Source organism: Roseiterribacter gracilis, assembly GCA_018332375.1.
Taxonomy (GTDB): domain Bacteria; phylum Pseudomonadota; class Alphaproteobacteria; order BOG-932; family Roseiterribacteraceae; genus Roseiterribacter; species Roseiterribacter gracilis.
In genome coordinates this window covers 2,113,267-2,139,140 of sequence record BOPV01000001.1, presented here as the reverse complement: position 1 = coordinate 2,139,140, position 25,874 = coordinate 2,113,267, and the positions used below count along the sequence as shown (strand labels likewise).

Below are 25,874 nucleotides of genomic sequence, written 5' to 3'. Positions count from 1 at the left end.
GGAGATCGAAGATGAGCAAGACGCACGGTAGTGCCCGCTGGAAAGGCGGCATCAAAGACGGCATCGGCGCAATCACCACCAAAAGCGGCGCGCTGAGCGACTATCCGTACGGTTTCGCCAGCCGTTTCGAAGGCAAGCCCGGCACCAATCCGGAAGAATTGATCGGCGCCGCGCATGCGGGCTGCTTCACCATGGCGCTGTCGCTGATCCTGGGCGAAGCGGGCTTCACCGCCGAGCAGATGAACACGCGCTCGGAAATCACGCTCGAGAAACTCGATGACGGCTTCACCATCACCGAAGCGCATCTGACCCTGGAAGCGAAGATTCCGGGAATCGATCAAGCCAAGTTCGAAGAGCTGGCGGGCAAAGCCGAGAAAGGCTGCCCGGTCTCGAAACTGCTGAAAGCGAAAATCACGCTCGACGCCAAGCTGGTCTGAGCAACAGGTAGAAGCGGCGCCAAGCGCGCCGCTTCTACGGCTCGATATAGGACAGCGCCGCTGCGGCCAGCCCGATCAAAATCGCGGCGCCGATCACGAACATAAGCAAACGAAATGCGGCCGCGCCGGCCGCTGCGCCAAACCCGACCGAGAAGGCGGTGCGCGTCGGATTGGCGAGGCGGTGCAACTGCTCGCCCTGTTCGTAGGCGTCGGCGCCCGTCGTGCGTCGCATGAAGGGCAGCATGCGGCGGCGGCGCTGCGTCGGATCGTCGATGCTGAAATCAACCCGGTGCGGCGCGGGCGGATCGGCGATGTGTTCGGCCGCTTCATAGGCGTGCGCTGCCGCCGCGATTTCGGGGCGATCGGCCGGCTGCGGCACGACCGTCAATTCGCGTCCGGTACCGTCCTTGTCGTCGCCGTCGTTCGATCCTGGCTTCACGCTCATGGTTCGCCGCTGCCTCTGGTTCGGTTTCTTACCATGCTGCGATTTTCCGCCTTGCACCAGACTGCGCCCAGGCTGCGGAAGGAATCTGTTCCGGCCAAAATGCGAACCTAGCGCGACGTTTTCGAAATAGCGCTTGGTGCGCGCGCTGTGTCTGTTGTACGCGCTCTGTGCCGGGAAAAGCCCGCACACGCGAGGAATGCAGAATGCAGCTGATCGACTTGGTGACGCCCGATGCGGCGAACGGAACTGTTGCGCTGGCGGGTTTGTCCGGTCACGCACTTCTCGCCGCCGCCCGCCCCGCCTGGGCGCCGACCCCGGCGAGCGACATCACCAAAGCGGGCTTCGCCTACACGGTCACGATGAACGATCCGACCGGCGCTTTGTCGGATCTGGCGCCGCTGATGATCGCCAACATGCAGGCGGCGCTGGCGCAGCTTGCCAAGGTGATCGGCGGCAAGGGCTCGCTCGAAGTCGAAATCCGCGTCGACAATACGCCGACCGGGCGGTTCGGCGGCGGCGTCGGTTCGATCGTCAATCTGACCAAGGACGGCACGCGCCAGATCACCGAGACCAGTGCGGCGCACGAGCTTCGCACCGGGGAAGATGTGACGCCGGGTGCGCCCGACGTCATCATCTTCGTCGCCAACAACGACTATATCCGCAAGACGATCTGGCTCGATCCGACGCCGACCTTGCGCGACGAAGCGGTGCCGACCAACCGCAATGACGGCGTCACGCTGTTCATGCACGAGATCCTGCATTCGTTCGGCATCACCGGCTACACGCCGACGACGTCGCCCTTCACCCTGGGTACGACCGCGACCGTGTGGGATGCATATCTCGCCAACAACAACGGCGCTTTGACGTTCACCGGCCCTTCGGCGGTCGCGGCCTGGGGCGGCGCGGTGCCAGTGACGACCAATTCCGACTCGCAGAACAGCTTCCATCTCGGCCTGACGCCGTTCGCGCAGGCGACGGCGATGGCGGGGACGACCGGCGTCGACGGGTTGCTCTATGACAATATGAACGGCACCGCCGCCTTCTTCGGCGAGCGCTATGATCTCAGTGCGCTCGATCTCGCGATCATGGAAGATCTCGGTCTGCGCGTTTTCGCGCCGGCGGGCATGCCGATCGTCAATCTTAGCGACGCGCGCAATATCGGCACCGCTGCGGCCGATACGATCAACGGCAGCGTGTGGGACGAGTTTCTGTCCGGCCTCGGCGGCAACGACACGATCAATGGCGGCGGCGGCGACGACTTCATCGTCGGCGGCGCGGGCAACGATACGATCGACGGCGGCACCGGCACCAACCGCGCCATCTACAGCGACTCGCGCACCAACTACACGGTCGGCGCGCAGGCCAACGGCACGATCGTGGTCGATGGCGGCACCAAAGGCGCCGACGGCAAAGACACGCTGACCAACATCAAAGTCCTGCAATTCTCCGATCAGACGATGTTCCGCCTCACCGGCGATGAAGCCACGGTGGCGCGACTCTATTCGGCGGCGTTCGCGCGCGCGCCCGACGTGGACGGTCTGTTGTTTCAGATCCAGAACGGTCTTGGCGGCGGGTTGAGCCTGCAGCAGCTGGCCGCCAATTTCATCAGCTCGGCGGAATTCGTCGCCAAGTACGGCGCCAATGTCAGCAACACCGCCTACGTCACCGCGCTCTACACCAACGTGCTGGGCCGCATTCCCGATCCTGCGGGATTCGACTTCCAGCTCAACGCGTTGAATACCGGCGTCGTCAACCGCACGACCTTGCTGCTCAACTTTGCCGACGCGCCGGAAAACAAGGCGAAGGTGATCGGCACCTGGATGGTCGGCGACGTCGCCATTGGCTAAATAGCCGTCCATGAGCAAGACACGCTGCGCCTGGGCGCAAAACGACGCGTTGATGGTCAAGTATCACGACGAGGAATGGGGCGTTCCCGAGCGCGACAGTCGTGCCTTGTGGGAAAAGCTCCAGCTCGACGGATTCCAGGCCGGCCTGTCGTGGCGCACCATCCTCTACAAGCGTGATGCGTTCCGGAAAGCGTTCAAAGGCTTCGACCCCAAAGTCGTCGCGCGCTTCACCGACAAAGACGTCGAGCGGCTGATGCAAGATGAAGGCATCGTGCGCGCCCGCGCCAAAATCGTCGCGACCATCGGCAATGCGCGCGCCTATCTGGCGATGGAAAAAGCCGGCGAGGATTTCAGCAAGTTCATCTGGGGCATGGCCGGCGGCAAGGTGATCCGCGGCACCGGCCATGTGCTGGCGCAAACGCCGCTGTCGGTCGAGATCTCCAAGGCGCTCAAAAAGCGCGGCTTCAAATTCGTCGGGCCGGTGATCGTCTATGCTTGGATGCAGGCGACCGGCATCGTCGACGACCACGCGCATGACTGTTTCCGCTGGAAGAAGAGCGGCAAGTGATCTGACGTTGGTTGCCGTCAGCCGTAGACGCGGCCGCGCCAGGCCGGAGATTTGCCGCGCCAGGCGTCGATCCGCGCATGCCATTGGATGGCGACCAGCAGCAATACGCCAAGCGGATGTGCAAGCGCGCCGCGCCAGTCCGACTGGAAGCGTCGCGCCAGTACTGCGCGTCCCGCGTAGGACGCAGCAAGCGCGCTGCCCGCGATCCAACCGGGCTCGATCGCACACAGCACGAGCGGCAGCACATGCCCGCCGAGCAGCAAAACGCTCCAGACCCAGATGCCGATCGGCGTCGCCAGGCCTTCGGTGGCGTTCTTGGTGAAGCCGCGCCAGACCTCGGACGCTGTTGCGTACATGCGGCAGGTTGCAAGCACCGACGCGTTGACCAAATCGGTCCGCGAACCTGCGCGCCGCAACAAACGCGCCAACGCGACGCCATCGTGCATGTTGGTTGCAACGGCACCATGGCCGCCGACGGCGCGATATGCTGCTGCGCGTACCGCAATGAGCTGGCCGATGGCAGCGCCAAACCGTGGATCGGTTCCCGCGCGCATGCGGTTCATCGGCAGATAGCCGAACAGCAGCAGGTCGATCAGCGGCACGATCAGCGCTTCGGCCAAACCCGGCGTGATTTGCCGCGGCACGCCGCTGACCAGATCGACGCCGCACGCGTCGAGCGACGCGGCCAGCGATGCGGGTGCATCCGGCGACAGGCGAACGTCGGCGTCGACGAACAACAGAATGTCGTGCGTGGCGGCCCGGCCCAGCGCCCAACACGCATTCGCCTTGCCCTTCCAGCCTGGCAACAAGGGCGGCGCCCGAATCAACCGTACGCGCGGATCGTCTGCCGCGATGGTGCGCACGATTTCCGCCGTCGCGTCGCTCGACTGGTCGTCGCAAACGATGATCTCAAGCTCGACATCTTGCGCGGCGCGAATTGCGTGCAGCGCGGCTGCGATATTGGTCGCTTCATCCCGCGCCGGCAGCAGCACCGAAACCTTGCGGCGGATGCCGTCGGGCCTGGGCCGGTGCAGCGACCGGAGATTCGACGCGATCATCGCCAGCGGCAGCAGCGCCAGCAGCAACACCAGCACGCTCATCGATGCCCTGCGTGGAACCGCTTGAAGCGCGCCCAGGATGCAAAGCGCCGCGTCATGTCATAGACGCCGCCGACACCGGCCTTGCCGCCAAGCAGCAGGTCGAACCGTGCCGCGTCGCGCGACTGCACGTCCTGCGCAAGCGCATCCATCGTTGCTTCCAGCGCGCGGTCGAGATCCTCGTCGGCGGTGACCGGATGGCCGAAGCGCAGAAAGATTTCGGGATAGCGCTCGTCCCAGAAGGCGAGTTCGATCGCGAGCGGAACGAGCTGGACGTTTGGCATGCGGCGCGCGAGATGGGCCGGGCCAGCGCGCAGTCGCACCGGCCGTTCGCGCGCGTCGGCAAACCGCCCTTGCGCTGCGATCCACAACATCCGTTCCGGCGCTGCGAGAAGGCGTTGCGCAACGGCAACGAAGTCCAGCGCGCCGGCGCGGCTGTGCAGATCGACGCCGAAGACGCCGAACCGTTCGAGAATGCGGTATTTGCGCAAGCCCGTTTCATCCATCGGCCCGAACCCGATCCGGTCGCGGAACAAGGTTCGGCCCAGCAACACATAGATCACCGGCTCCCACCAGGACGGGTGGTTGCTGACGACGATCAATGGGCCGCCGCGGAAGGGCGGTCGCGCGCCCGATCGCGCGATGCGGACCGCATGAAAGTTGCGCGCCAAGAACCACGCGAAATATCGGCCAAGGACATCGCACACGAACGCGCTGCGCCGTTGCAGAATCCGCTCCGCCAACATCGCGCGCCGGTCGTTCACGCGGCGAGCACGCCGCTGCGATGATCCTGGTCCAGCGCGTCGGCGGCGATCCAGCCCGACATCATCACCATCGGCATGCCCGGTCCCGGATGCGCTGCGCCGCCCGCGAGATACAGGCCGCGCAACTGGCGCGAACGATTGCCCGGTTTGAACGCGCCGAAAAACTTGCCGTGGCTCGCAAGACCGTAGATGGCGCCGTTCAGCACCTTGTAGCGATCGTGAATATCCTGGGGCGTCAGATGCCGCTCGACGACAATCCGGTCTTCGATGTCTGCAAGCCCGGCCGTGCGTTTCAGCTTGTCCAGAATGACTTGCCGATAGGCCGGGAACATCGCGTTCCAGTCATGGTGCGGGCGCAGATACGGTGCGTGGACCAGCACGTAGAGCGCTTCGCCGCCGGGCGGCGCCACACCCGGCTCGGTGCGCGCTGGCGCTGCGAGATAGCAGGTCGGATCCGGCGCCGGCTCGCCGTCGTCGTAGATGGCGCGGAATTCTTCTTCCGCGTCGCGGCTGAAAACGAAATCGTGATGCGCCAGATGCTCGTAGCCCTGGTCGAGGCCGAGATACAGAACCACGCCCGAACAGGCAGGCTCGTCGTCGCGGCGGCGTTCGAACCGTTCGCCGATGCTGCCGCCGAGCAGGTCGCGGTAGGTGCGCACCGCATCCATGTTGGACACGACCGCATCAAACGCGATGCGCTCGCCGGCATCGGTGAACAGGCCGGTCACTTTCCGCCCGTCTTGCTCGATCTTGCCGATGCCGGTCGACGAACGGATCTCGCCGCCCAGTTCGCCCAGCAATCGCGTCAGCGCGACCGCGACTGCGCGCGTGCCGCCGACCGGGTACCAGATGCCGTCCTGTGTCTGCATGTGCGCGATCGAACACAAAACAGCGGGCGACGCGTAAGGCGACGAGCCGACATATTGCGTGAAGTGGTCGAGCATCTGCGCCACGCGTTCGTCGCCGACGCGTTTGCGGATCGTGCCGGCGACCGATTGGCCCATGCGCAGGGCAAGCACGTCGCGCAAGGTCGACGCTTTCAGGTTGGCTTTGAAGTCGATCGTGTCGCGCACATCTTCGACCGGCCGCCAGAAAAAGAACTTCTCGCTGATGCCGTGCAGCCGCTCGGATAGAGCGAGAAAATCCTGATAGCCCTGCGCGTCGGCGCGTGCGCCGGTGAATTCGGCAATTCTCGTCGCCATTGCCGGTACGTCTTCGACCAGATCGAGCACGGACCCGTCGTCAAAGAAGCAGCGCCATTGCGGATCGAGCCGGATCAGCTCCAACCGGTCTTCGAGCTTGTGTCCGGCTTCTTCGAAAATCCGGCGCAGCACGCGGGGCACGGTGAGGATCGTCGGCCCCATGTCGAACCGGAAGCCGCGCTCTTCCAGCAACGCCGCTTTGCCGCCTAGCCAGGGATTTTTGTCGAACAAGGTCACGGCGTGTCCACGCGCTGCCAGCACGCACGCTGCTGCTAGACCGCCAAGGCCGCCGCCGATCACGCCGACTTTCATGCCATTGCCCCCTGCATTGGTCCGCTTGGTTCGCGCGGACTCGAATTGGCTTCCCAGCTTGCACGGAATTCCAGATCCTGTTGCATCAGCCGGGTCGAAATGCGCGCCGATTCAAAAATGACCGGCAGCCCCGACCCGGGATGCGTGCCGCCGCCGACGAGATAGATGCCGTCAAATTCCTCAAACCGGTTGCGCGGTCTGCGGTGCAGCATCTGATCCATCGAATGAGTCAGGTTGAACGTTGCGCCCTTGTAGACGCCGAGCTGCTGCTCCCAGTCGCGTGGGCTCAACATTTTTTCGACGCGGATGCGCTTTTCCAGATCGCGGATCCCAAGTGCGTTTTCCAGCCGTGCGATCGTGCGTGCGCGATAGGCCTGCGCGTCGCGCCAATCCAACGGGCGCGACAAGTTCGGCACCGGGACGAGCGCGTACAAGGTTGAGCAGCCGGGCGGCGCCAGGCTGGGATCGGTGCGGCATGCATTCTGCACGTAGAAGGACGGCTGCGCGCTGAGCGCGCCGCCTTCGATTTCGGCGATGTTGCGGCGATACTCGTCGGCGAGAAAAATCGTGTGATGCTCGACGTCGAGATCGCCATCGAGCCCGAGATACAGCATGAAGGTCGAGCAGCTATACCGTTTCTGCGCCAGCTTCGCATCGCTCCAGCGACGACGCAGATGGTTCGGAACCAGGCTGCTCATCGCGTGCGCAAAGTCGGCGTTGATGACGACCGCGTCGGCGGGATAGACGCGCTCTGCCGTGCGCACGCCGACGGCGCGGCGTCCTTCGAATAGAATTTCGGTCACCGGTTCGTTGAGGCGCAGATCGACGCCCGACTCGACCACCAGCTCGGCCATCTTTTCCATCAGCGCGCCGCAGCCGCCCGTGGGATGGAACACGCCGTGTTCGTATTCGAGGAACGCGAGGATGGTGAACAGGCTGGGGCAGCGGAACGGCGACATGCCGAGATATTTGGTCTGAAACGAAAAGATCAGCCGCGTGCGCGGATCGTCGAACCAACGCGTCAGGTCGCGATCGACGCTCGACCAGGGTTTGAGCTGCGGCAGGGCGCGCAGCAATTCGGGCGCAAGCAGATCGCGCACCGAATCGAAATGCCGTTCCAGGACGGGCCGGAACCGTTCGAGCTTGTTGCGATTCTCGGCGAGATAGAAGGGAAGGTTGGCGGCGTCGTGCGGCGAGAAGGCCGCGATCTGCGCCTGCATCCGCTCCACGCACGACGTCGCGTCGACGACTTCGCCGCCTTCGAATTGCACCCGGTACATCGGATCGAGGCGCGTCATCTCGATTTCGCGCTGCAGCTCGCGTCCGCAGGCGCGGAAGATTTCCTCGAGCACGCGTGGGTACAGAAAGAATGTCGGACCCGTGTCGAAGGTGAATCCGTCGGACTGGATCGACGCCGAGCGGCCGCCGACATGCGGCTGCCGTTCGAGAATGGTTACCTCGAGATCGGTCTGGCCCAACAACATCCCTGCTGCGAGCCCGCCCGGCCCCGCACCGATGACGACGACGCGTTGTTTCATGCTCCCCTGTAGCCGCCTGTTTGTTTGTCTGTTTCGCGGCTAGCTAGAATGAATCCGCGACAAGGGAAGTGCGCGCACACGCATGAATCGACCGAGAAATGTTGCGCTGTGAAGAGGTTGCAAATGCGGGCGTTACGATGAAAAAACTGCTTGCGCTCGCCGCATATTTTGATCGCAGCGAGCACTATTCGAATAGCGAGTTGCGCAGACGAAGTGTGATCTCGGTGCGCGGTTCGCGCACGTCGATCGCGCTTTCCTCGAACAGCGGTTTGCCGCGCAGCCGCGGATCATTGGAAAAGCCGAATCCTTCGGTCGGCAGGCCCAGAAAGTTGGTGTCGAATTGCTGGTTGTCGTTCTCGTCGTGAAACGCCTCGACCGCCCATCGTCCGGGCGGCACGTTGCGCACGATGACGCGCGTCGTGCCTTCGCGCGCTTCCGACGCACCCACCAGCGTGCAATCCGGGCCGCCGAACCGTTCGGGATCGCAGACGGCTAACGCAACATGGCCGCGCGATGACCGCACGTTGGTGACGTCGATGATCAGATCGGCGGCAGACGCGAACGGCGTCGGCGGCAATGCCCATAGAAAAGCCGCGAGCAGCAAACCAGGCGACGCGTGCTTCATGTCCGTTCTCCCAACTTGCTAGCGCAACAGCGCCAGCGCGGCTTCCAGTTCGGTATCCGTGCCCGTGGCGACGTCACGCGCGGTCGGCTTGACCGCCACGTCCGGCGTAATGCCGGCATCCGGCTGCGCCCGCGGCGGAAATGTCCCGACCAACGGCAGATCGACCTCCAGTCCGCTTCCCGGCAGCCGTACGAAGAAAAACGCACCACCATTGATGCCGCGCAGATTGCCGCCGGTGCGCTGGCCGACCAGCGTCGCAAGCCGATGCGTTCGCACGCGCTCGATGAATTGGAAGGTCGCAGAACTATTGGCGGCATCGACCAGAACCACGACGCGGCCGCGAAAGCGCGCGCCCGCCGGCTTCACGATGTCGTCGCCGTCATCGTCGCGCCGCAGCGTGTACCAGCCGGCCGCGTCAGGTCCGATCGCGCGCGACCCCCAGTCGCGAAACGATTTGTCCCAGGTGGAGAGGAACGGCCCCAACTCGTCAGGCACGCGCCGGTAGCGAACCAGGCGCCGATAGGAAGACGGCAGCGGCGCGTCGATCAGACGTGCCAAAATCCGATCACCGACATCGACGCCACCTTCGTTCCCGCGGAGGTCGATCACCAGCGCCCGCGCGTTGCGCGCCGCCAGCGCATCGAGATCGGCGTCCAGTTCGGCCGCCCAGCTTTTGTCGCTGCCGTAAACGGTCCAGCTCGGCATGGTGAGGAGCGCGACGCCGTCCCGCAGCATCTCCATGCGCCAAGGCGTCTTTGCATCGCGTGCGGGAAGCGGCGCCGCCGCGCGCCGCTGCTCCGCCGTCATCCACCGCAATGGCACTCGGCGCTGCGACCCTGCCGGCGTGCGTACCGTCGCGTCGACGGTCTCACGCGCGAGGAGGTCGGGAAAGCGCAGCGGCATATACAGGTCGAACGCTTCCCAGCGGTCGACGCCGCGCAGTTCGAGCAATCGCGTGCGCTTTCCGTCGTTACTGCCGTCAGCGCGGGCCAGCGGCAGCAATTGCTGCAACAGGCTGCTTGTGTGCATCCCGTTCAGCGCAACAATCTCACTGCCGCGCTCCAGTCCATGCTCGGCGAGATCCCGCAGCACGACCATGCGTTCGCCAATCCATCGGAAATGCAGCGGTAGACGGTCGCAATTCGAAAACAACGTCTTTTGTACTGCCTCGCTTTGGTTGAACGGGTTGGGATAGGTGTGGCCGCATCGGATTGCGGCGGTGAAGCGCGCCAGCTCGAGATAGACGTCGGGCAGCGTGCGCGGCCAGGACAGGGAATTGCGCAGCGCCGCGAAGCGCGCCGCCATCATGTCGGGCGTGTTGTAGCGGTACAGGCCTGGATGCAGCGCTTCATACGCGTTCTGCAGGATCGCAACGTCGCGCTGCTGCGCTTCGACGTCGATCGTGGGGGCTGCCGATGCGGCACGCGGTGCGATTGTCGCGAAGCTCGCGGCGGCACCTTGAAGGAACGAGCGACGAGTGGGCACGGGCGGTTCCTGCGATCGGGAAAGACACGCCATCTTACGCAGCAGCAGCGCGGCGGCATGCGGCGTCGGCGCCTGGCGGCGCGTCTTCACATTCTGTTTGCTGTCGAAGGCGTCCGTTGCGACGCTCGACCGGCAGGCCGGCCAAGGCACCTCGCTTGCGGCAAAGAACTGAACGGGAATTGCGTGACCGACCTGTCTCGTCCGCTCCGGTATCTCTTCGCGCAAGGGCGCGGCGATGTGAGCGCCGCGGTGCCGAAAGATGCGCTGGTGCTCAGCCATGCGCCGGCCGCCCGGATCACATGGCTTGAAGGAGCTGCGGACGCGCGAGGCATTCTCTTCGCGCTGCTCGGAGCCGAGCTGCCGCACGCAGTTCCCGGCGACGCGTCGGTGGTGACCGTGCCCGGCCGACGCGAGCCTGTGCCCGGCGACGGCGCGTATCTCATCGTGCAGGGATCGTTTACCGACGCGCCGAAGAAGGCTGCATATAACGCTGCGCTGCCCCCGATCTACGAACGTTTTGGCGGGCGCTATCTGGTCTTGGCATCGGCGGAACAGGTGCAGCCGATGGCAGGTGTGCGGCGCACGGACGCGATCGTGGTTGCGTCCTTTCCGGACGTACAGGCAATCGAAGCGTTCTGGCGTTCGGATGCATATCGATCTGCAAAACGTCTTCGCGAAGGCGCTGGAACGTTCCTCGTACGCGCCGTGCCAGCAGGCTCGTTGCCGGCATAACTTGCAGAAGGTCCGCACAAAACGCCGTTGTTCTGGACGCGGCGGCGACCGGTCAGCGTTGGCTACGTCGGGCGTTCCACGCATAGGACGCTGTGGTCTAGCAGGCGCCTCTTCCCGCACCGCCGCCGCTGACCATCTATTGCCTCGTTGCGGCTGAATTCTCGGCCGCTTGAGGAGATACGGCTGTGACTACGCCCAAGAAGATTATCGGAATCGAAGAAGCGCCGCGTCCGCATTGGGTCGGCGACGGGTTTCCGGTGCGCACGCTGTTTTCGTACGGCACGCACGGCAACGAGGTCAGCCCGTTCCTGATGCTCGACTATGCGGCGCCGATGGAGTTCAAACCGTCGGCCGCAGCGCGCGGCGTCGGCGAACATCCGCACCGGGGGTTTGAAACCGTCACCATCGTCTATCAGGGCGAGCTGGCGCATCGGGATTCGACCGGCCAAAGCGGCAAGATCGGTCCTGGTGACGTGCAATGGATGACGGCGGGTGCCGGCATTCTGCACGACGAGTTTCACTCGCCCGACTTCACGCGCAATGGCGGCACGATGGAAATGGTGCAGCTATGGGTGAATCTGCCGGCCAAGGACAAGATGGCCACGCCCGGCTACCAGACCTTGTTGTCGACGCAGATCCCGACCGTGCAATTGCCGAACGACGCCGGTTCGCTGCGCGTCATCGCGGGCGACTATGAAGGCAACAAGGGGCCGGCGCGCACCTTCACGTCGCTCGACGTGTGGGACGTGTTCCTGCAGCGCGACAAGCAGGTCACCTTGTCGGTGCCGGACGGTCGCACGATGCTGCTGGTCGTGCTGCGCGGTCCGGTACTGGTCAACGGCACCGAGGTCGTGCGCGACACGCAGCTGGTGAAGCTCGACCGTAGCGGCAACAGCGTCACGCTCGAAGCCAACAGCGACGCCGCGGTGCTGCTGCTGAGCGGCGCGCCGATCGACGAGCCGATCGCGGGCTATGGTCCGTTCGTGATGAATAGCGAAGCCGAGATTCATCAAGCGATTGATGATTTCAACGCGGGCAAGTTCGGCCAGATGCAGCGGGTCGAAGTGCGGCCCGGTGCTGCGGTGAATTGAACTAGCGACGACGCAGTTGTGGCATGCTGCTTCCGGAACGAACCGGGAGATTCGCATGTCACGACTGCGGCGGCATACCGAGCATCATCTGGTCTCTCGTATCGGCTGGCTGCGTGCAGCGGTGCTGGGTGCCAACGACGGAATTGTTTCAACCGCCAGCCTGATCGTCGGCGTCGCAGCGGCTTCGGCCCAGCGCGCTGATATTCTGATCGCGGGTGCGGCCGGACTGGTTGCGGGCGCCATGTCGATGGCGGCCGGCGAATATGTGTCGGTGTCTTCGCAGTCCGACACCGAACAAGCCGATCTCGCGCGCGAACGCGGCGAGCTGGCGGCAAGCCCCGGCGCCGAACAGGCCGAGCTGGCTGCGATCTACGAAGCGCGCGGCCTCGACGCGGAAACCGCCGACAAAGTTGCAACCCAACTGATGGCGCACGACGCGTTGGGTGCACACGCGCGCGACGAGTTGGGCATTTCCGAAATCACCACCGCGCGTCCGATCCAAGCGGCGTTCACGTCGGCTGCGACCTTCACAACCGGCGCTGCAATGCCGCTGGCGATGGTGCTGCTTGCGCCATCGAGCTGGATCGTGCCGTTCGTCTCGGTTGCGTCGCTGTTGTTCTTGGGCCTGCTGGGCGCAATCGGCGCGCGTGCAGGCGGTGCCGGCGTGTGGCGCGCGACGTTGCGCGTGACATTCTGGGGCGCGCTTGCGATGGCGCTGACGGCCGGCATCGGGCGCGTGGTTGGAACGGCGGTCTAGCTCGAACGCCGTTCCATACCGATGACGCGGCGTTACTGATTGATCTCCGGCTCGACCAACCGGGCGAGATTGCGCAGCGACTCCTGCCAGCCGAGATAGCAGCCTTCACGCGGAATGACGTCAGGGATTCCGGCTTGTGTGATCTCGACTTCGGTGCCGCACGATACTTTCTTCAGCGTCACCTCGACCTGCATTTCGCCAGGCAGGTTGGGATCGTCGAACTTGTTCGTGTAGCGCAGGCTTGCGCCCGGAACGAGTTCGACATAGGTGCCGCCGAACGAGTGGCCGTTGCCGGTCGTGAAGTTGCGGAACGACATTTTGAACGTGCCGCCGACCTTCGGTTCCAAGGCATGGACGGTGCAGGTGTAGCCGTTCGGCGGCAGCCATTTCGCAAGCGCATCCGCTTCCAGAAACGCGCGATAGACTTTCTCGGGGCTGGTCGTAAGGACGCGGTGCAAATGCACGGTGCTAGGCATGGTCGTAATCCTGATGCGTTGAAGTTGTGTTGTCGGTCACTGACCTGGAATCGGCAGGATCGGCATGATCTCGACCGACTCGCCGGGAAAGATCGTGAAGTGCGGGTGGTTCTCGAACAGCTTGGCGGCGGCTTCGTGCGAGTCCGCGGTTACGACCGTGAAGGCGCCCAACTCGTTGGCGATGTCTTCGGTGCCGCGTTCGCTGACCTTCTTGGTCTTGCCCAGCGGTCCGCCGATCGTGGCAATCACCGCCTGATGTTTTTGCGCCCAGGCACCCCAGGCGGCGATGCCTTCTTGCTCCTTGGCGCGACGATCGGCGTCGGACATCGCCATCCAGGCCTTCATGCGCGGGCTGGTTTTGCTGCCGAGAAAGACAGCGAGATAGGTGTTGTTCGTGGCCATGGGACTTCCTTTTTCTTGCGTATTGCGCACCGAACCAGCGGCTCGATACTCCTAGGACGAACCAGCTTTCGTCAGGTCGACACGGCGTCCAGGATTTTTTTGGCCGGCCGGCCTGTCCGTCGTATGCGGCTCGAACAGACAGGATGACCTTTGCAGCGAATTTCCTCCGGCCAGCGACACGCCACCTACAGGCTCGGCGATCTCGCCGTCGTCTCGCTGTGCGACGGATATGCCGACATGGCGACCAGCAGGCTGCGCCAACCCGGCGACAAGCCGTTCGGCGACGACCTGCCGGCACAGGTGCGGCTCGTCGACGGCGCGCTCCGCCTGTCCGTCAACACGTTTGCGATCGATGACGGCGCCGACATCACCTTGATCGACGTCGGCGCGGCGAACGCCTGGCATCCGACGACGGGGTTCCTGCCGGAGGCGCTGCAAGAAGCGAAGATCGACGTCGACCGGATTCGAACCGTCGCCGTTACCCATACCCATCTCGATCATATTCACGGGCTGGTTCTTGCCGACGGCAACGACGGTTTCACGCAGCTGTCACGCCTGCTGGTGCCGCGACTGGAGATGGCGATGTTCCGCGCCGAAGCGCGGCTGCAACGGTTTCACGATCGCGCCGAACCGCTCGACGTCGGGCAGCGGTTGAACGCGCAGATCGAAGCGATCGATGCGCGCGGCCATGAAGTCGGCCACACCTGCTTTCGCGTGACAAGCGGCGGCGAAACCTTGTTGATCTGGGGCGACGTGGTGCATGTGCCGTCGCTGCAATTCGATCGGCCCGAGATCACGTGGGAGTTCGACGCCGATCAGGATGCTGCGCGCGCAACGCGGCTGCGCCTTCTGGCATTGGCCGCCGACAACAATTGCTACGTCGCCGGCGCGCATCTGGACGCACCCGGCGTCGGCCGCGTTGTCCGCAACGGCGAAGGGTTTCGGTTTGAGGCGGTTTAGATGCGCAAATTTGCTGTCGGCTAAGGGAAAAAGCGTTTCAGCGCGACTGCTTTTCCGGAACCGGATTTGAAATAGAGCTCAAGCGAACGCGCGACTGCTTCGGTTTCGACAGCGACGTAAGATCGTAGCTGCGACGGCTGGTGCGGTCGCGTTGAGGGCACTTTGCCTTCGGCGTGGCTCGCTATCCGCCGACGCAAATCGCTCGTCGAACCGACATAGATGTCTTTGTTGTTCAGCTCGAGGAAGTAGACGTACCACACGTGCCGATAGTGCGGTGCTCGTGGCATGAGTCAAATGCAGGAGTGCGCTCGCGGAGCCAGTCTCCCTACGCTCCTGCGGAGCTTCGGGAGATCTCCGCCACCCTACACTCCCTCTCCGCTTCGGGTGGCGCGCCACCCGAAGCTCCGAAGGAGCGTAGGGTGGCGGAGGGGATGAGATTCGAACTCACGAAACCGTTTCCGGTTTACCCGCTTTCCAGGCGAGCGCCTTCAACCACTCGGCCACCCCTCCGGCGCGGCCGGAAAAAAGCACGCGGGGTGGGCCGGGGCAAGGGACCTAGCCGGGCGCCGCGCGAGGCCTAGCTTTTCCGCCATGTCCGCCGATCCAGCCGCAGCCGCCTTCTTCCAGTCTTTTCCAGTCCAGGCCGCCACCGCGGCCGGTCTCGATGCGACGCTTGGCGCGCGTGGGGATGCGCTGACCATCCTCTTTCTCTGGGGCAATGACTGTCCCAATTGCGATGTCGCGAAACGCGCGCTTAGCGCCGATCCGGCCCGCTTCATCTGGGACGACGTGCAGTGGCTGCACTGCAACGTCTATGACGATCCCGATATGGCCACGCGCTTCTCGCTGCACGGCGTGCCAACCTTCTTCGTCTTTCGCGGCACGACCAAGCTGGGTCGCATTACAAGCTGGCCCGGCGGCGCCGCGTTTGCCGAAGCGATCGAAAAGCAACGATGCTGAGGGCGCTGGCGAGCAGCGCGATCGATGAAGGTTCAGGAACGGCAGGTGGGTCGCTTGGATCGGCGCCGACGATGACCTTCTGTCCGGCGATCGTCTCGTACGCGAAAGTCACCAACGTCATGTCGAAGAGTTCGGCATAGCCAAAATGCACGCCGTCGCGCAGTTCGAACTGCAGACCAAGAAAGATGCGCGCGTTGGAAAACGGAATCGCCACCGTCGCGGGATAGGCGACGTACATTGCCAACGTATCGTCGGCGATGATGCCGGGGCCGATATAGGAGGCTGGCCGCGGCGGGTCATAGAACGGGGCGCCATAACTTGCGACGCGCGCCGTGCCGCCGGTCGAAATGCCAACCGGCGCGATCGAACGCTCGCTGGCGGCGGCCGAACTGAATGAGTAGCTCGCGGCACCGCCGCCGATATCGAGCGTCAGGGGCCGGCTGGAAAACGTCCCGTGTGGGCGCGTCGTGATCAATTCTGCATGTGCAGTGCCGCCGACGAGCAGCAACAACGCCAAGCCGCGCAGGAACAAAGATATGGGCATTGCAGGCGGTGTGCTCGTTTCAAGATTTGCCGGTGATTGCGCAAAGCTTTGGCGAGCCGGTCAGTTCCAGGCAATGCAATCTAATTCCGTTCTCCTACGCAGCATCGTGAAACACCACGCCCAAGGTGAAGCGCTCGCCGCCGCGGATGCGGCTGACGCCGTGGCGAAACTCGGCGCGCGAGCTGCCGCGTGCGCTGGGCACCGGGCGTTCACGCGTTGCGAAGATGACGCCGTCGCCTTTCTGTAACGGCACCACATCGACGCGCGTCTGCATACGCGCAAGTCGCTCGGTCAGAACGAACTCGCCGCCATCGAAGTCCTTGGTCGGCTGCGACAGCAGGATCACCAGCTGGAACGGAAAATAGACCGTGCCGTAGAGGTCCTGGTGCAGGCGGTTGTAGTCACCTTGCGTGTAGCGCAGCAGCAACGGCGTCGGCCGGCGCTGCTCGTTGGCGTGGCAGCGCGCGCGAAACGCTGCGTGCGTCGCTTCGAACTGCTGGTCGAGTCCCAAGGTTTCGGCCCAACGATTGGCGGCCGGTGCGAGCTGCGCGTACCAGCTTTCGCGCAGGCTGGTGACGCGATCCGGCAGCGGGTTCGCGAAGTAGCGATACTCGCCTTGGCCGAACCCGTGGCGCGCCATCGTGATGCGCGAGCGGAATTGTGCTGGCTCCTGCCAGGTCGCAATCAACGCGGCGCAATCCTCGTCCGACAAAAGCCGGCCCGTGGTCGCAAACCCGTCGCGATCGAGCCGCGTCAGCAGTTCCTCGCTCATGCTGCCTCGCGCGCCAGCAAGGCGCGTTTGCGCGCGAGGCCCCAGGCATAGCCACTGTCGGTTCCGTCGGCGCGCACGACACGGTGGCACGGAACTGCCAGCGCGACGGGATTGGCGGCGCAGGCGCTTGCCACCGCGCGCACCGCGTGCGGCCGTCCCAGACGGCACGCGACGTCGCGATAGGTTGCGGTCCGGCCGCGCGGCAGATCGCGCAGCGCCGCCCAAACCGCAAGCTGAAACGCCGTACCTTGCAGATCGAGCGGCAGATCGAGTCCCGCTGCAGGATCTTCGACAAAGGCGCGAACCAGCTTGCGCTCGCGCGCCAGCGCCGCGTCGTCATGGAGCAGGAACGCGGCAGGGAAGCGCGTTTGCAGATCGCGCACCAAGGTCGGTGCGTCGTCGCCCAGCGCGATGGCGCAGACGCCGCGCGGCGTGCGTGCAACCAGGATCGCGCCCAGCGAGGTTTCGTCCAACGCAAAGCGCACGACGGCGCGATCGCGCGGCTCGCTCGGACGGCAGCGTTTGCAGGCGCGATAGCCGACCGCAACGGCCTGCTCGAACGTCGCGAACAATTCGACATTCTCGCGATTGGGTCGGCGTGACGGGCAGGTGGGGCGGCACACCACACCCATCGTGCGTACGCCATAGAACAGCGCGGCGCGCGCATCGCGCGTCTGCACGGCGTGCCAGTTCGCATCGGTGCGCGGAATCGTTCCGCGATAAGGCTTGGTCTGCATGGTTCTTCTCCTTCGGTCTGGAGAAGATGGGCGCGGCGGCGCGCTGTTGCATTCCGGTAGTTGCGGTGCCTACCGCGTACCGAATCCAGTCAGGCAGCGCGCGATATCGCTCGGATCAAACGGCTTGCCGATCACCGGCGCGTCGGCCAGGTCGGCGCGCACGCCGCTGCGGCCATAGCCGGTGAGGAACGCGAATGGGATGCCGCGTTTGCGCAGCACGTCGGCGACCGGAAAAGCCGGGACGCCGCTGACATTGACGTCGAGCAGCGCTCCGTCGAGGGGCTCGACCGTCGCCATCGCGATGGCCAGGTCGACGCGCGCCGCGAACACCATCTCAAAACCGGCGTCGCTCAGCGTGTCTTCCAGCAACATGACCAGCAGCATTTCGTCTTCGACGACCAGGATTCGCGGCTTCGTATGTGCGTGCGGCAGCAAGTCCTGGTCGTGGGCGGCGTTCATGCGGCGTTGGGTATTGGGTCGGCCGGCAACAGCAGCCGCATCGTGCAACGCAGACCGGGCGGTTCGAAATCCAGCGTGACCTCGCCGCCAAATTCAATTCGCAGGCCGTTGCGGATGAGGCGCGAGCCGAATCCGGTGCGGGCTGGCTTGGCCACGACGGGGCCGCCGCTTTCCTGCCAGAGCAGGGACAGTTCGCGCCGTGTGCCGTTGCGCGCGATGGTCCAGGTGACGCTGAGCAGCCCTTCAGGACCCGACAGTGCGCCGTATTTCGCCGCGTTGGTGGTGAGCTCGTGAAAGATCAGACCCAGCGCGACCGTCGCTTTGGAGTCGAGCGCGAGGTCGGGGCCGTTCAGCGACCAGCGAATTTCGTTGCCGGCTCGGTAGGGCTCCAATTCACCTTCGAGCAGATGATGCATCGACACGTCGCGCCAGCCGTCGCGCATCAACAAGTCATGCGTTTTTGCCAAAGCGCGCAACCGCGCATTGAAGGCGGTGTGGAATTCATCGGCACTCGCACTGGCACGTCGCGTCTGCTGCGCGATCGATTGCACGGTCGCCAGCGCGTTCTTCACCCGGTGCCGCAATTCATGCAGCAACAAGCTCGCCTGTTCTTGCGCGTGCACGCGCTGCGTCGTGTCGCGCGCAATCGCCGAGGCGCCGAGCACCTGTCCGTGCTCGTCGCGAACCGCGATCACGGACACTTCGACATTGGGCGCGGTGCCGTCGGCGCGCTGCCAGCCATCTTCGAGATAGGGCAATGTTTCGCCGTTGCGCAGCCGCTGCAGCAGCGCGTCCATATCGTCGGGCCGCTGCAGGATGCGCGCGATCGTCTGTCCTAGCATCTCGGCGGCGTCGTAGCCGAAGATGGCTTTCCCCGCCTCGTTCCAGCTCGTCACGGTGCCGTCGAGCGCAAATCCGATGATCGCCGACTCGGACGAGCTGACGATCGCGGCCAGGCGCGCGCGCCCTTCTTCCTGGCGCCGCCGCTCGGTGATGTCGACAAAGGTAAGCACGGCACCGTCGACCACATTGTCGACTGTGCGATAGGGACGGATGCGTAGAAGAAAACTCGCTTCGCCGCCGCTGGTGCGAACTTCGCGTTCGAGAACGGTCAAGTTGGCCAGCACGTTGGCAACGTCGCGTGCGAGGTCGGGATAGGCGATCCGCGACACGATATCGGTGACCGGCCGGTCGCGGTCGCTGGCGCGCAGATGGAACAGCTCGGTCATGCTGGGCGTGAAGCTGCGAATGCGCAAATCGCCGTCGAGAAACAAGGTTGCAACCTGGGTGCTTTCGAACAGGTTGCGCAGGTCGCTGTTGAGCCGCATCAGGACGAGGTTCTTCTCGCCCATCTCGTGATTCAGCGTCTGCAGCTCTTCGTTGATCGACTGGGTTTCTTCCTTGGCGGTCTCGAGCTCTTCGACGGTCGATTGCAGCTCTTCGTTGACCGATTGATATTCTTCGTTGGCGGACCGCAGCTCTTCGGTCGACGCGTCGCCCGCGTGAATCGCGGCGCGCAATTGGGTCCGCAGGGCACGCGCTTCCTCTTGCAGCGACTCAACCGCCGCGGCGCTGACATCGATACGCCCGTCGCTTGGCGGGGCGCGGGCAAAGACGCGCTGGTCGTGAAAGGCGACGACGCAACTGCCGGCCGTCAGCTGCAGGCCGACCAGCGGCTCGACGATCAGCAGGACTGGACGGGAATGGCCGTCGATTTCGACTTCGATATGTTCCTGGATCGCAGTCCCGGCGCGTTGCGCCCGGTCGAGCACGCTGCGCACGATCGGGCGTAGGCTTTTCTGCAGGATCTCGAACAGATCCAGGCTGGCGCGTCCGGCCGACGGTTCGATATAGCGACCGGTCTCGCCGCCCGAGAAATTCAGGATGCGCTGGTCCGGGTCGATGACGAAATAGGCGGGCGCGTACCGTTCCATCGCCGCACGCGCGAGATTGGCGATGCGATCCTGCGAAGTCGAAGACGGAACGATCGCGGCCGGCATGCCGGGAATGGTCGGATGCGAAATCGCGGGAACGTCGAGCTTGGCCGGCGACAGGCCGCGACAGCGAAAGATGCGATGTTTCTTGTCGAGCGGCGTGAACAGCTCGCTGGGACGAGCCAGGCTTTCCGACGAACCCAGAAACAGATAGCCGCTGGGCCGCAGGCCGAAATCAAAGTTGCGCACGACGCGCTCTTGCAGCTCTGCATCCATGTAGATCAGAACGTTGCGGCACGAGATCAGGTCGAGCTTGGAATAGGGCGGGTCCTTGATCACCGAGTGAGTCGAGAACACGCACATATCGCGCACCGACTTGATCGGTACGTGCGCGTCGCCGTCGGTCGTGAACCAGCGACTGACGCGTTGTTGTGAAAGCCCGGTCAGATGGCCGCGATAGCGACCGGCACGCGCGAACTGGATGGCCCGGTCGTCGAGATCGGTGGCGAAGATCTGCACGCGCGGATGCGCCGCCGAATGTTCGAGCGCCTCGTTGAACAGAATGGCGAGCGAATAGGCTTCTTCGCCCGTGGCGCAACCCGCGACCCAGACACGGATCTGTTCGTCGGTTCCCTTGCCCGCGACCAGCGGCAGCACGACTTCGGTGCGCAACGCTTCGAACGCGTCGGGATCGCGCATGAATTCAGTGACGCTGATCAGGAAATCCTGGAACAGCACCGCGAGCTCGGCCGGATCGTTGCGCAGCCGTTCGACATAGTCATCGACGCGTCCGATCTGTTGCACGTGCATGCGCCGCTGTACGCGGCGGATCAGAGTCATTTCCTTGTAGTGGCCGAAATCATGTCCAAGCCGGGTGCGCAACAATGCCGAGATCGTCGCGATCTCCTGCGCGACGTCGCGCTGCACGCCGTCGCTGTCGAGTTGGGGCGCCTGCTTTTCGAGATGCGACTGATGCGAGACGAGAAGCGCGCCCATCGCTTCGACCGGCAGCACATGATCGACCAAGCCTGACGCGTTGGCGCTCGATGGCATGCCCCGCATTGCGTGATGGTCGAACATGGCCTGTGCCAAGGTCAGTCCGCCATGTTCTTTCACGGCCTGCAGACCGCGCGTGCCGTCGCTGCCGGTGCCGGACAACACGATGCAGACGGCGTTCTCACCAACCTCTGCCGCCAGCGACAGAAAGAAAATGTCGATCGGCCGCCGTCGTTCGCCGGGCTCGGCAGGCAGAACAACGCAAAGCCGGCTGTCTTTGACCGTCATGGTTGCATTGGGCGGAATGACGAAGACGCTGTTGGCCGCAAGCTGCATGCCGTCTTTCGCTTCGACCACCGGCATCGTGGTGATCGGCGCGAGAAGCTCGACCAGAAGACTATGATGATTGGGATCGAGATGCTGGATCAGCACAAAGGCGATGCCGGCATCAGGCGCCATATGCGCAAAGAAGGTTTTGAACGCGGCCAAGCCGCCCGCAGACGCGCCGACGCCGACCACCAAAAGCGGTCGAACAGTGTCGACAGGTTGCAATGCGGAATTCATGAAGTCCTTTTGCCGATGCAGGCGGCGAAAGCCGTCTGTGGCTGCGCAGGCGTACGCTACGCGCTTTGGCGCGAAATCCCCATATGGGACGTGCGATCGTATCTACAATGAGGGCAAGCGATATCGCTTGTTGCGATGGCTTGCAGTTGGCGATCAATCGCCGTTGGTCAGCTCGGCCACCGCGTCTGCCAGCAGCCCCAAATCGGTCGGCCGCGACAGACGGTGATCGCCGTCTTTGACCAGCACGACACGCGCGTCGTCGCAGGTCACATGTTCGGCCAGATCGACCGAATGCTGCCACGGCACGTCGGGATCCTTCAGCCCGTGCAGCAAACGCACTTTGCCCTGCACGACCAGCGGCGTGTTGAGCACGAGTTGATGTACGCCATCTTCGAACAGGCGGCGCGTATAGACGGTCGGCACCGGATCGTAGATCGACGCGACTTCGAACTTGCCGACCGTGTCCAGCGCTTTGCGCTGCGCGTCGGTCAATGCGGGGCGCATCAGGCGTTCGGTGAAATCGGGCGCCGGTGCGATGCCGACCAGGCCAGCGACACGGTCCGGTAATGCGCGCGCCACCAGACATGCGATCCAGCCGCCCATCGACGAGCCGACCACGATCTGCGGCCCGGTCGTCAGCGCGGTGATCGCGTCGATCGCGTCCTTTGCCCAGTCGCCGATCGCGCCGTCTTCGAACCTGCCGTCGGATGCGCCATGGCCACGATAGTCGAGCAGCAACGCCGCCCGCCCGTCGGACTTCGCCAACTCGAACAGGAATTGCGCCTTGGTCCCGGTCAGATCCGAGCGAAAGCCCGGCAAAAACACGATCCCCGGGCCTTTCCCCGCGATCCGCTGCGTCGCCAGCCGCGGCAGGCCGTCACGCTCATACATTTCGACAGTGCTGCTCATGTGGTCTCGTCGTTCCATTCCGGTCGCCAGGCTCTATAAGGCGGGACCGGCGTGCCGGTACAATCTCACATTCGATTCGCCTGATTCCACCGACCTAATGTCCGCGCAACCATCGCTCGTCCTGCGTCGCCCGAATGGTCGGCCCATCACGATCCTGCAAGTCCTTCCTTCGCTCGTCGCCGGCGGTGCCGAGCGCGGTGCGTTGGACGTTGCCGCTGCGATCGTGCAGGCGGGCGGTCGCGCACTGGTCGCAAGCGCGGGCGGACCGATGGTGCGCGAGTTGGAACGTAGCGGCGCCACGCATCTGACCTTGCCGCTGAAGTCGAAGAACCCGCTGGTGATCCGCGCCAATGCCGGACGTCTGGCGCGGCTGATGCGCACCCACGAAGTCGACATCATCCACGCCCGCAGCCGTGCACCGGCCTGGAGCGCGTGGCGTGCGGCGGCGCGCACCAACACGCCGTTCATGACGACGTTCCACGCCGCCTACGGATTCAAAGGCGAGTGGAAGCGGCGCTACAATTCGATCATGGCGCGCGGCGAACGCGTGATCGCGATCTCCGATTTTCTCGCCGATCATATTCGCACCTATTACGGCGTCGATCCGGCCAAGCTGGTGGTGGTGCCGCGCGGCATCGATCTTGCCAAATTCGATCCGGCCAAAGTCGGCGGCGAACGCGTCGCCAAGCTCGGCCCGGCTTGGCGCGTGCCCGAAGACATGAAAGTCGTGCTGCTGCCGGCGCGGCGCACGCGGCTCAAAGGTCATCTCGTGTTGCTGGAAGCGCTGGCGCGTCTCGGTCGCGACGATCTGTGCGCCGTGCTGGTCGGTGGCGGCGCCAAAGAAGGGTCAAACTACGAGCGCGATCTGGAACGCGCGGCCGCCAACGTCAAACGCGGCCTCGTGCGCATCGTCGACCAATGCGACGACATGCCGGCGGCCTATTCATTCGCGTCGGTCGTCGTCGCGCCGTCCTTGGTGCCAGAAGGGTTCGGGCGCGTGCCGGTCGAAGCCCAGGCGATGGGACGGCCGGTGATCGCAACCGATCTCGGCGGCTTTCGCGAGACCATCCTCAACGGCGAAACCGGTCTTCTGATTCCGCCCAACGACGCCAAGGCGCTGGCCGAGGCGATCGACGAAATTCTGGCGATCGATCCGACCACGCGCGAAGCTGTCGCGATCGCCGCGCGCGACCACATCACCGCGCGCTTCACCAAAGAGCGCATGACCTGGACGACCTTGGGCGTCTATCTCGACCTGCTCGGCTTGCTGGACACGCAGCTTGCGGCCCAGTCGCAGGAATGAGCACGACGCACGCCAGCGCACAGGACGCGCTGCATAAAGTCTTTGGCTTCGACTCGTTCCGCGGGCTGCAAGAACAAGTCATCAGCAGCGTCGTAGCGGGACGCGACGCGTTGGCGGTGATGCCGACCGGCAGCGGCAAGTCGCTATGCTACCAGGTGCCGGCGCTGGTGCGGCCGGGCACCGCGTTGGTGATCTCGCCGTTGATTGCACTGATGCAGAACCAGGTGACGGCGCTGCAGCAGCTTGGCGTGCGCGCCGCCGCCTTGAACTCGTCGCTGGAATTCCGCGAATCGACGCGGATCGAAGAAGCGATGCGCGACGGCAAGCTGGATCTCGTCTATGTCGCGCCCGAACGCGCGTTGGGGGAATGGTTTCGCCGTCTGCTGACGCAGACGAAAATCGCCTTGGTGGCAGTCGACGAAGCCCATTGCGTGTCGCAATGGGGCCACGACTTCCGGCCCGAATATCTGCAGCTGGCGACGTTGCGCGAACAGACCGGCGACGCGCCGTTTCTGGCGCTGACCGCGACAGCCGACGCGGCGACGCGCAAAGACATCGTCGAACGGCTGGCGCTCAAAGACGCGGCGCAATTCGTGGCCGGGTTCGACCGTCCCAACATCCGCTACACAGTCGAAGCCAAATCGACGCCACGCGTGCAGGTGCTGAACGTGGTGCGCCGCCATGGCGGCGCCGCGGGCATCGTCTATTGCGCGACGCGCAACAAGACCGAGCAAGTGGCGGCGCAGCTGCAAGCCGAAAACGTGCAGGCGCTGCCGTACCATGCGGGTCTCGACCAAGGCCTGCGTGCGCGCACGCTCGACCGGTTCCTCAAAGACGACGGTATCGTCGTGGTGGCGACGATTGCGTTCGGCATGGGAATCGACAAGCCCGACGTGCGGTTTGTGGTCCATGCCGACGCGCCGAAATCGCTCGAAGCCTATTACCAGGAAACCGGCCGTGCCGGCCGCGACGGTCTGCCGTCGGAAGCGGTGATGCTCTACGGGCTGCAGGACATCGTGCAGGCGCGCGCGCTGATCGAACAGGGCGACGCGCCCGACAACCAGAAACGCATCGAAAAGCAAAAGCTCGAACTGCTGGTCGGGTTTTGCGAAACGACGCGCTGCCGCCGCCAGGCGCTGCTGGCTTATTTCGGCGACGACCTGCCCGAGAAATGCGGCAATTGCGATACGTGTCTCGAACCGGTCGAAAGCTGGGACGGGACAGAGGCGGCGCAGAAATTATTGTCGGCGGTGGTGCGCACGGGACAGCGCTTCGGCGCCGCGCATGTGATCGACGTGCTGGTGGGCGCCGACACCGAGAACATCCAGAAATGGGGCCACGAACAATTGCCGACCTTTGGCGTCGGCAAGGACATTGATCGCCAGACCTGGCGCGGCGTCGTACGCCAGCTGGTTGCGGGCGGGCTGTTGCGCGTCGAGACCGAACAATATGGCGCGCTGAAATTGACCGAAGCGGCGCGACCGGTGCTGAAAGGCGAGACGTCGGTGTCGCTGCGCAAAGATCCGACCAAGCCGGTGCGCAAGGCGCGCAGCACGCAGGAACGCGCCCCGATCGGCAGCGACAACGAGCAATTGTTCGATGCGCTACGCGCGCTGCGCCGCGATCTGGCCAAGGTGCAGGACGTGCCGCCCTACGTCATCTTCCACGACGCGACCTTGATCGAAATGGCCAAGGTGCGTCCGCGCGATCGCGTCGCCTTCGCGAAACTACCGGGTGTCGGCGCGACCAAAGTGGCGCGCTATGCCGAGCCGTTTCTGGCGGTGATTGCGGAACACGCTGCGACATAACGGCAGCGCGACTTACAACCAGCAAGCGTGCCGGCTCGCGCGGCCGAACGTAGTTCGCGTGGCGCTGTGACTGCAGCGCGAATGACGCGTCAAAACTGTGTTGCGACCTAGGCTGAGAGAGATTCCGTTAAGCCAAGGCGCGTACGCACG

At 64.3% G+C, this 25,874-nt stretch carries 26 protein-coding genes and 1 tRNA gene; 10 read left to right on the top strand and 17 right to left on the bottom strand.

Annotation, left to right across the window (positions count from 1 at the left end; genetic code table 11):
• The first annotated feature begins 11 nt into the window (after positions 1–11).
• Entirely contained in the window at positions 12–437 is a 426-nt protein-coding gene (locus tag TMPK1_RS10615) for an OsmC family protein (RefSeq protein ID WP_420242981.1), read from the top strand.
• Between the two features lie 34 nt (positions 438–471).
• On the opposite strand, the gene TMPK1_RS10610 is transcribed toward TMPK1_RS10615, so the two are convergent.
• Positions 472–882 (bottom strand): hypothetical protein, encoded by a 411-nt coding sequence (locus TMPK1_RS10610; RefSeq protein ID WP_420242980.1) that lies wholly within the window; start codon positions 880–882, stop codon positions 472–474.
• A gap of 203 nt (positions 883–1,085) precedes the next feature.
• Here TMPK1_RS10610 and TMPK1_RS10605 point away from each other — a divergent pair, with 203 nt between their 5' ends.
• A complete protein-coding gene (locus tag TMPK1_RS10605) occupies positions 1,086–2,729 on the top strand; it encodes a DUF4214 domain-containing protein (protein ID WP_420242979.1) in 1,644 nt (547 codons plus the stop codon).
• A gap of 10 nt (positions 2,730–2,739) precedes the next feature.
• Positions 2,740–3,297 (top strand): DNA-3-methyladenine glycosylase I, encoded by a 558-nt coding sequence (locus TMPK1_RS10600; RefSeq protein ID WP_420242978.1) that lies wholly within the window; start codon positions 2,740–2,742, stop codon positions 3,295–3,297.
• A 17-nt stretch (positions 3,298–3,314) separates the two neighbouring features.
• Here TMPK1_RS10600 and TMPK1_RS10595 read toward each other — a convergent pair whose 3' ends face one another.
• From TMPK1_RS10595 to TMPK1_RS10570, 6 genes are all read right to left on the bottom strand, one after another.
• A complete protein-coding gene (locus tag TMPK1_RS10595) occupies positions 3,315–4,397 on the bottom strand; it encodes a glycosyltransferase (RefSeq protein WP_420242977.1) in 1,083 nt (360 codons plus the stop codon).
• Entirely contained in the window at positions 4,394–5,158 is a 765-nt protein-coding gene (locus TMPK1_RS10590) for a lysophospholipid acyltransferase family protein (RefSeq protein WP_420242976.1), read from the bottom strand. Before TMPK1_RS10590 ends, TMPK1_RS10595 begins: the two co-directional genes overlap by 4 nt.
• Positions 5,155–6,672, bottom strand: coding sequence for a phytoene desaturase family protein (locus tag TMPK1_RS10585; RefSeq protein WP_420242975.1), 1,518 nt, complete (start codon positions 6,670–6,672; stop codon positions 5,155–5,157). Before TMPK1_RS10585 ends, TMPK1_RS10590 begins: the two co-directional genes overlap by 4 nt.
• A complete protein-coding gene (crtI, locus tag TMPK1_RS10580) occupies positions 6,669–8,210 on the bottom strand; it encodes a phytoene desaturase family protein (RefSeq protein WP_420242974.1) in 1,542 nt (513 codons plus the stop codon). Before crtI ends, TMPK1_RS10585 begins: the two co-directional genes overlap by 4 nt.
• A 184-nt stretch (positions 8,211–8,394) precedes the next feature.
• Positions 8,395–8,835 carry a DUF2141 domain-containing protein gene (locus TMPK1_RS10575; RefSeq protein WP_420242973.1) on the bottom strand — a complete coding sequence of 147 codons (441 nt, stop codon included), beginning with the start codon at positions 8,833–8,835 and terminating at the stop codon, positions 8,395–8,397.
• An 18-nt stretch (positions 8,836–8,853) separates the two neighbouring features.
• Positions 8,854–9,570, bottom strand: coding sequence for a S41 family peptidase (locus tag TMPK1_RS10570; protein WP_420245644.1), 717 nt, complete (start codon positions 9,568–9,570; stop codon positions 8,854–8,856).
• Between the two features lie 603 nt (positions 9,571–10,173).
• Here TMPK1_RS10570 and TMPK1_RS10565 point away from each other — a divergent pair.
• The 3 genes from TMPK1_RS10565 (at position 10,174) to TMPK1_RS10555 (ending at position 12,900) form a co-directional block, all read left to right on the top strand.
• Complete coding sequence (locus TMPK1_RS10565; protein WP_420242972.1) at positions 10,174–11,052, top strand: DUF1330 domain-containing protein; 879 nt, start codon at positions 10,174–10,176, stop codon at positions 11,050–11,052.
• A gap of 185 nt (positions 11,053–11,237) precedes the next feature.
• Complete coding sequence (locus TMPK1_RS10560; RefSeq protein WP_420242971.1) at positions 11,238–12,143, top strand: pirin family protein; 906 nt, start codon at positions 11,238–11,240, stop codon at positions 12,141–12,143.
• 55 nt (positions 12,144–12,198) lie between these two features.
• Entirely contained in the window at positions 12,199–12,900 is a 702-nt protein-coding gene (locus TMPK1_RS10555) for a VIT1/CCC1 transporter family protein (RefSeq protein WP_420242970.1), read from the top strand.
• Positions 12,901–12,932: 32 nt separating this feature from the next.
• Here TMPK1_RS10555 and TMPK1_RS10550 read toward each other — a convergent pair whose 3' ends face one another.
• Positions 12,933–13,376 (bottom strand): SRPBCC family protein, encoded by a 444-nt coding sequence (locus tag TMPK1_RS10550; protein ID WP_420242969.1) that lies wholly within the window; start codon positions 13,374–13,376, stop codon positions 12,933–12,935.
• 36 nt (positions 13,377–13,412) lie between these two features.
• Entirely contained in the window at positions 13,413–13,778 is a 366-nt protein-coding gene (locus TMPK1_RS10545) for a hypothetical protein (protein ID WP_420242968.1), read from the bottom strand.
• A 150-nt stretch (positions 13,779–13,928) separates the two neighbouring features.
• Between TMPK1_RS10545 and TMPK1_RS10540 the strand changes: the two genes are divergently transcribed.
• Positions 13,929–14,738: an MBL fold metallo-hydrolase gene (locus TMPK1_RS10540; RefSeq protein WP_420242967.1), complete on the top strand. Its 810-nt coding sequence runs from the start codon at positions 13,929–13,931 to the stop codon at positions 14,736–14,738.
• Between the two features lie 20 nt (positions 14,739–14,758).
• Here the strand turns inward: TMPK1_RS10540 and TMPK1_RS10535 are convergent, their stop codons facing one another.
• Together TMPK1_RS10535 and TMPK1_RS10530 are read right to left on the bottom strand one after the other, a co-directional pair.
• On the bottom strand, positions 14,759–15,025 hold the full coding sequence (locus TMPK1_RS10535; RefSeq protein WP_420242966.1) for a GIY-YIG nuclease family protein: 267 nt from the start codon (positions 15,023–15,025) through the stop codon (positions 14,759–14,761).
• 133 nt (positions 15,026–15,158) lie between these two features.
• Positions 15,159–15,248 (bottom strand) — tRNA-Ser (locus TMPK1_RS10530).
• Positions 15,249–15,329: 81 nt separating this feature from the next.
• On the opposite strand from TMPK1_RS10530, the gene TMPK1_RS10525 reads away from it, so the two are divergent.
• Positions 15,330–15,698 (top strand): thioredoxin family protein, encoded by a 369-nt coding sequence (locus TMPK1_RS10525; protein WP_420242965.1) that lies wholly within the window; start codon positions 15,330–15,332, stop codon positions 15,696–15,698.
• On the opposite strand, the gene TMPK1_RS10520 is transcribed toward TMPK1_RS10525, so the two are convergent.
• The 6 genes from TMPK1_RS10520 to TMPK1_RS10495 form a co-directional block, all read right to left on the bottom strand.
• Positions 15,640–16,242 carry a hypothetical protein gene (locus tag TMPK1_RS10520; RefSeq protein WP_420242964.1) on the bottom strand — a complete coding sequence of 201 codons (603 nt, stop codon included), beginning with the start codon at positions 16,240–16,242 and terminating at the stop codon, positions 15,640–15,642. The two genes, TMPK1_RS10525 and TMPK1_RS10520, sit on opposite strands and share 59 nt — an antisense overlap.
• A gap of 94 nt (positions 16,243–16,336) precedes the next feature.
• Complete coding sequence (locus TMPK1_RS10515; protein ID WP_420242963.1) at positions 16,337–17,014, bottom strand: 2OG-Fe(II) oxygenase; 678 nt, start codon at positions 17,012–17,014, stop codon at positions 16,337–16,339.
• The gene (locus tag TMPK1_RS10510) at positions 17,011–17,751 is read right to left on the bottom strand and encodes a methylated-DNA--[protein]-cysteine S-methyltransferase (RefSeq protein ID WP_420242962.1); all 741 of its coding nucleotides are present in this window, start codon (positions 17,749–17,751) and stop codon (positions 17,011–17,013) included. Before TMPK1_RS10510 ends, TMPK1_RS10515 begins: the two co-directional genes overlap by 4 nt.
• A 69-nt stretch (positions 17,752–17,820) precedes the next feature.
• Positions 17,821–18,210, bottom strand: coding sequence for a response regulator (locus tag TMPK1_RS10505; RefSeq protein ID WP_420242961.1), 390 nt, complete (start codon positions 18,208–18,210; stop codon positions 17,821–17,823).
• Positions 18,207–21,704, bottom strand: coding sequence for a chemotaxis protein CheB (locus TMPK1_RS10500; RefSeq protein WP_420242960.1), 3,498 nt, complete (start codon positions 21,702–21,704; stop codon positions 18,207–18,209). Before TMPK1_RS10500 ends, TMPK1_RS10505 begins: the two co-directional genes overlap by 4 nt.
• Before the next feature lie 153 nt (positions 21,705–21,857).
• A complete protein-coding gene (locus TMPK1_RS10495) occupies positions 21,858–22,613 on the bottom strand; it encodes an alpha/beta hydrolase (protein ID WP_420242959.1) in 756 nt (251 codons plus the stop codon).
• Positions 22,614–22,710: 97 nt separating this feature from the next.
• Here TMPK1_RS10495 and TMPK1_RS10490 point away from each other — a divergent pair, with 97 nt between their 5' ends.
• Entirely contained in the window at positions 22,711–23,916 is a 1,206-nt protein-coding gene (locus tag TMPK1_RS10490; RefSeq protein WP_420242958.1) for a glycosyltransferase family 4 protein, read from the top strand.
• Positions 23,913–25,724, top strand: a complete 1,812-nt coding sequence (recQ, locus tag TMPK1_RS10485; RefSeq protein ID WP_420242957.1) for a DNA helicase RecQ — start codon at positions 23,913–23,915, stop codon at positions 25,722–25,724. The genes TMPK1_RS10490 and recQ overlap by 4 nt, the downstream gene beginning before the upstream one ends.
• The last annotated feature ends 150 nt before the right edge of the window (positions 25,725–25,874 follow it).

Coding starts and splice junctions, on each gene's coding strand:
- TMPK1_RS10615 (WP_420242981.1), top strand. CDS start 12: ATGAGCAAGACGCACGGTAGTGCCCGCTGGAAAGGCGGCATCAAAGAC.
- TMPK1_RS10610 (WP_420242980.1), bottom strand. CDS start 882: ATGAGCGTGAAGCCAGGATCGAACGACGGCGACGACAAGGACGGTACC.
- TMPK1_RS10605 (WP_420242979.1), top strand. CDS start 1,086: ATGCAGCTGATCGACTTGGTGACGCCCGATGCGGCGAACGGAACTGTT.
- TMPK1_RS10600 (WP_420242978.1), top strand. CDS start 2,740: ATGAGCAAGACACGCTGCGCCTGGGCGCAAAACGACGCGTTGATGGTC.
- TMPK1_RS10595 (WP_420242977.1), bottom strand. CDS start 4,397: ATGAGCGTGCTGGTGTTGCTGCTGGCGCTGCTGCCGCTGGCGATGATC.
- TMPK1_RS10585 (WP_420242975.1), bottom strand. CDS start 6,672: ATGAAAGTCGGCGTGATCGGCGGCGGCCTTGGCGGTCTAGCAGCAGCG.
- crtI (WP_420242974.1), bottom strand. CDS start 8,210: ATGAAACAACGCGTCGTCGTCATCGGTGCGGGGCCGGGCGGGCTCGCA.
- TMPK1_RS10575 (WP_420242973.1), bottom strand. CDS start 8,835: ATGAAGCACGCGTCGCCTGGTTTGCTGCTCGCGGCTTTTCTATGGGCA.
- TMPK1_RS10570 (WP_420245644.1), bottom strand. CDS start 9,570: ATGCTGCGGGACGGCGTCGCGCTCCTCACCATGCCGAGCTGGACCGTT.
- TMPK1_RS10565 (WP_420242972.1), top strand. CDS start 10,174: ATGCAGCGCTTCATACGCGTTCTGCAGGATCGCAACGTCGCGCTGCTG.
- TMPK1_RS10555 (WP_420242970.1), top strand. CDS start 12,199: ATGTCACGACTGCGGCGGCATACCGAGCATCATCTGGTCTCTCGTATC.
- TMPK1_RS10550 (WP_420242969.1), bottom strand. CDS start 13,376: ATGCCTAGCACCGTGCATTTGCACCGCGTCCTTACGACCAGCCCCGAG.
- TMPK1_RS10545 (WP_420242968.1), bottom strand. CDS start 13,778: ATGGCCACGAACAACACCTATCTCGCTGTCTTTCTCGGCAGCAAAACC.
- TMPK1_RS10535 (WP_420242966.1), bottom strand. CDS start 15,025: ATGCCACGAGCACCGCACTATCGGCACGTGTGGTACGTCTACTTCCTC.
- TMPK1_RS10525 (WP_420242965.1), top strand. CDS start 15,330: ATGTCCGCCGATCCAGCCGCAGCCGCCTTCTTCCAGTCTTTTCCAGTC.
- TMPK1_RS10520 (WP_420242964.1), bottom strand. CDS start 16,242: ATGCCCATATCTTTGTTCCTGCGCGGCTTGGCGTTGTTGCTGCTCGTC.
- TMPK1_RS10515 (WP_420242963.1), bottom strand. CDS start 17,014: ATGAGCGAGGAACTGCTGACGCGGCTCGATCGCGACGGGTTTGCGACC.
- TMPK1_RS10510 (WP_420242962.1), bottom strand. CDS start 17,751: ATGCAGACCAAGCCTTATCGCGGAACGATTCCGCGCACCGATGCGAAC.
- TMPK1_RS10505 (WP_420242961.1), bottom strand. CDS start 18,210: ATGAACGCCGCCCACGACCAGGACTTGCTGCCGCACGCACATACGAAG.
- TMPK1_RS10500 (WP_420242960.1), bottom strand. CDS start 21,704: ATGAATTCCGCATTGCAACCTGTCGACACTGTTCGACCGCTTTTGGTG.
- TMPK1_RS10495 (WP_420242959.1), bottom strand. CDS start 22,613: ATGAGCAGCACTGTCGAAATGTATGAGCGTGACGGCCTGCCGCGGCTG.
- TMPK1_RS10490 (WP_420242958.1), top strand. CDS start 22,711: ATGTCCGCGCAACCATCGCTCGTCCTGCGTCGCCCGAATGGTCGGCCC.
- recQ (WP_420242957.1), top strand. CDS start 23,913: ATGAGCACGACGCACGCCAGCGCACAGGACGCGCTGCATAAAGTCTTT.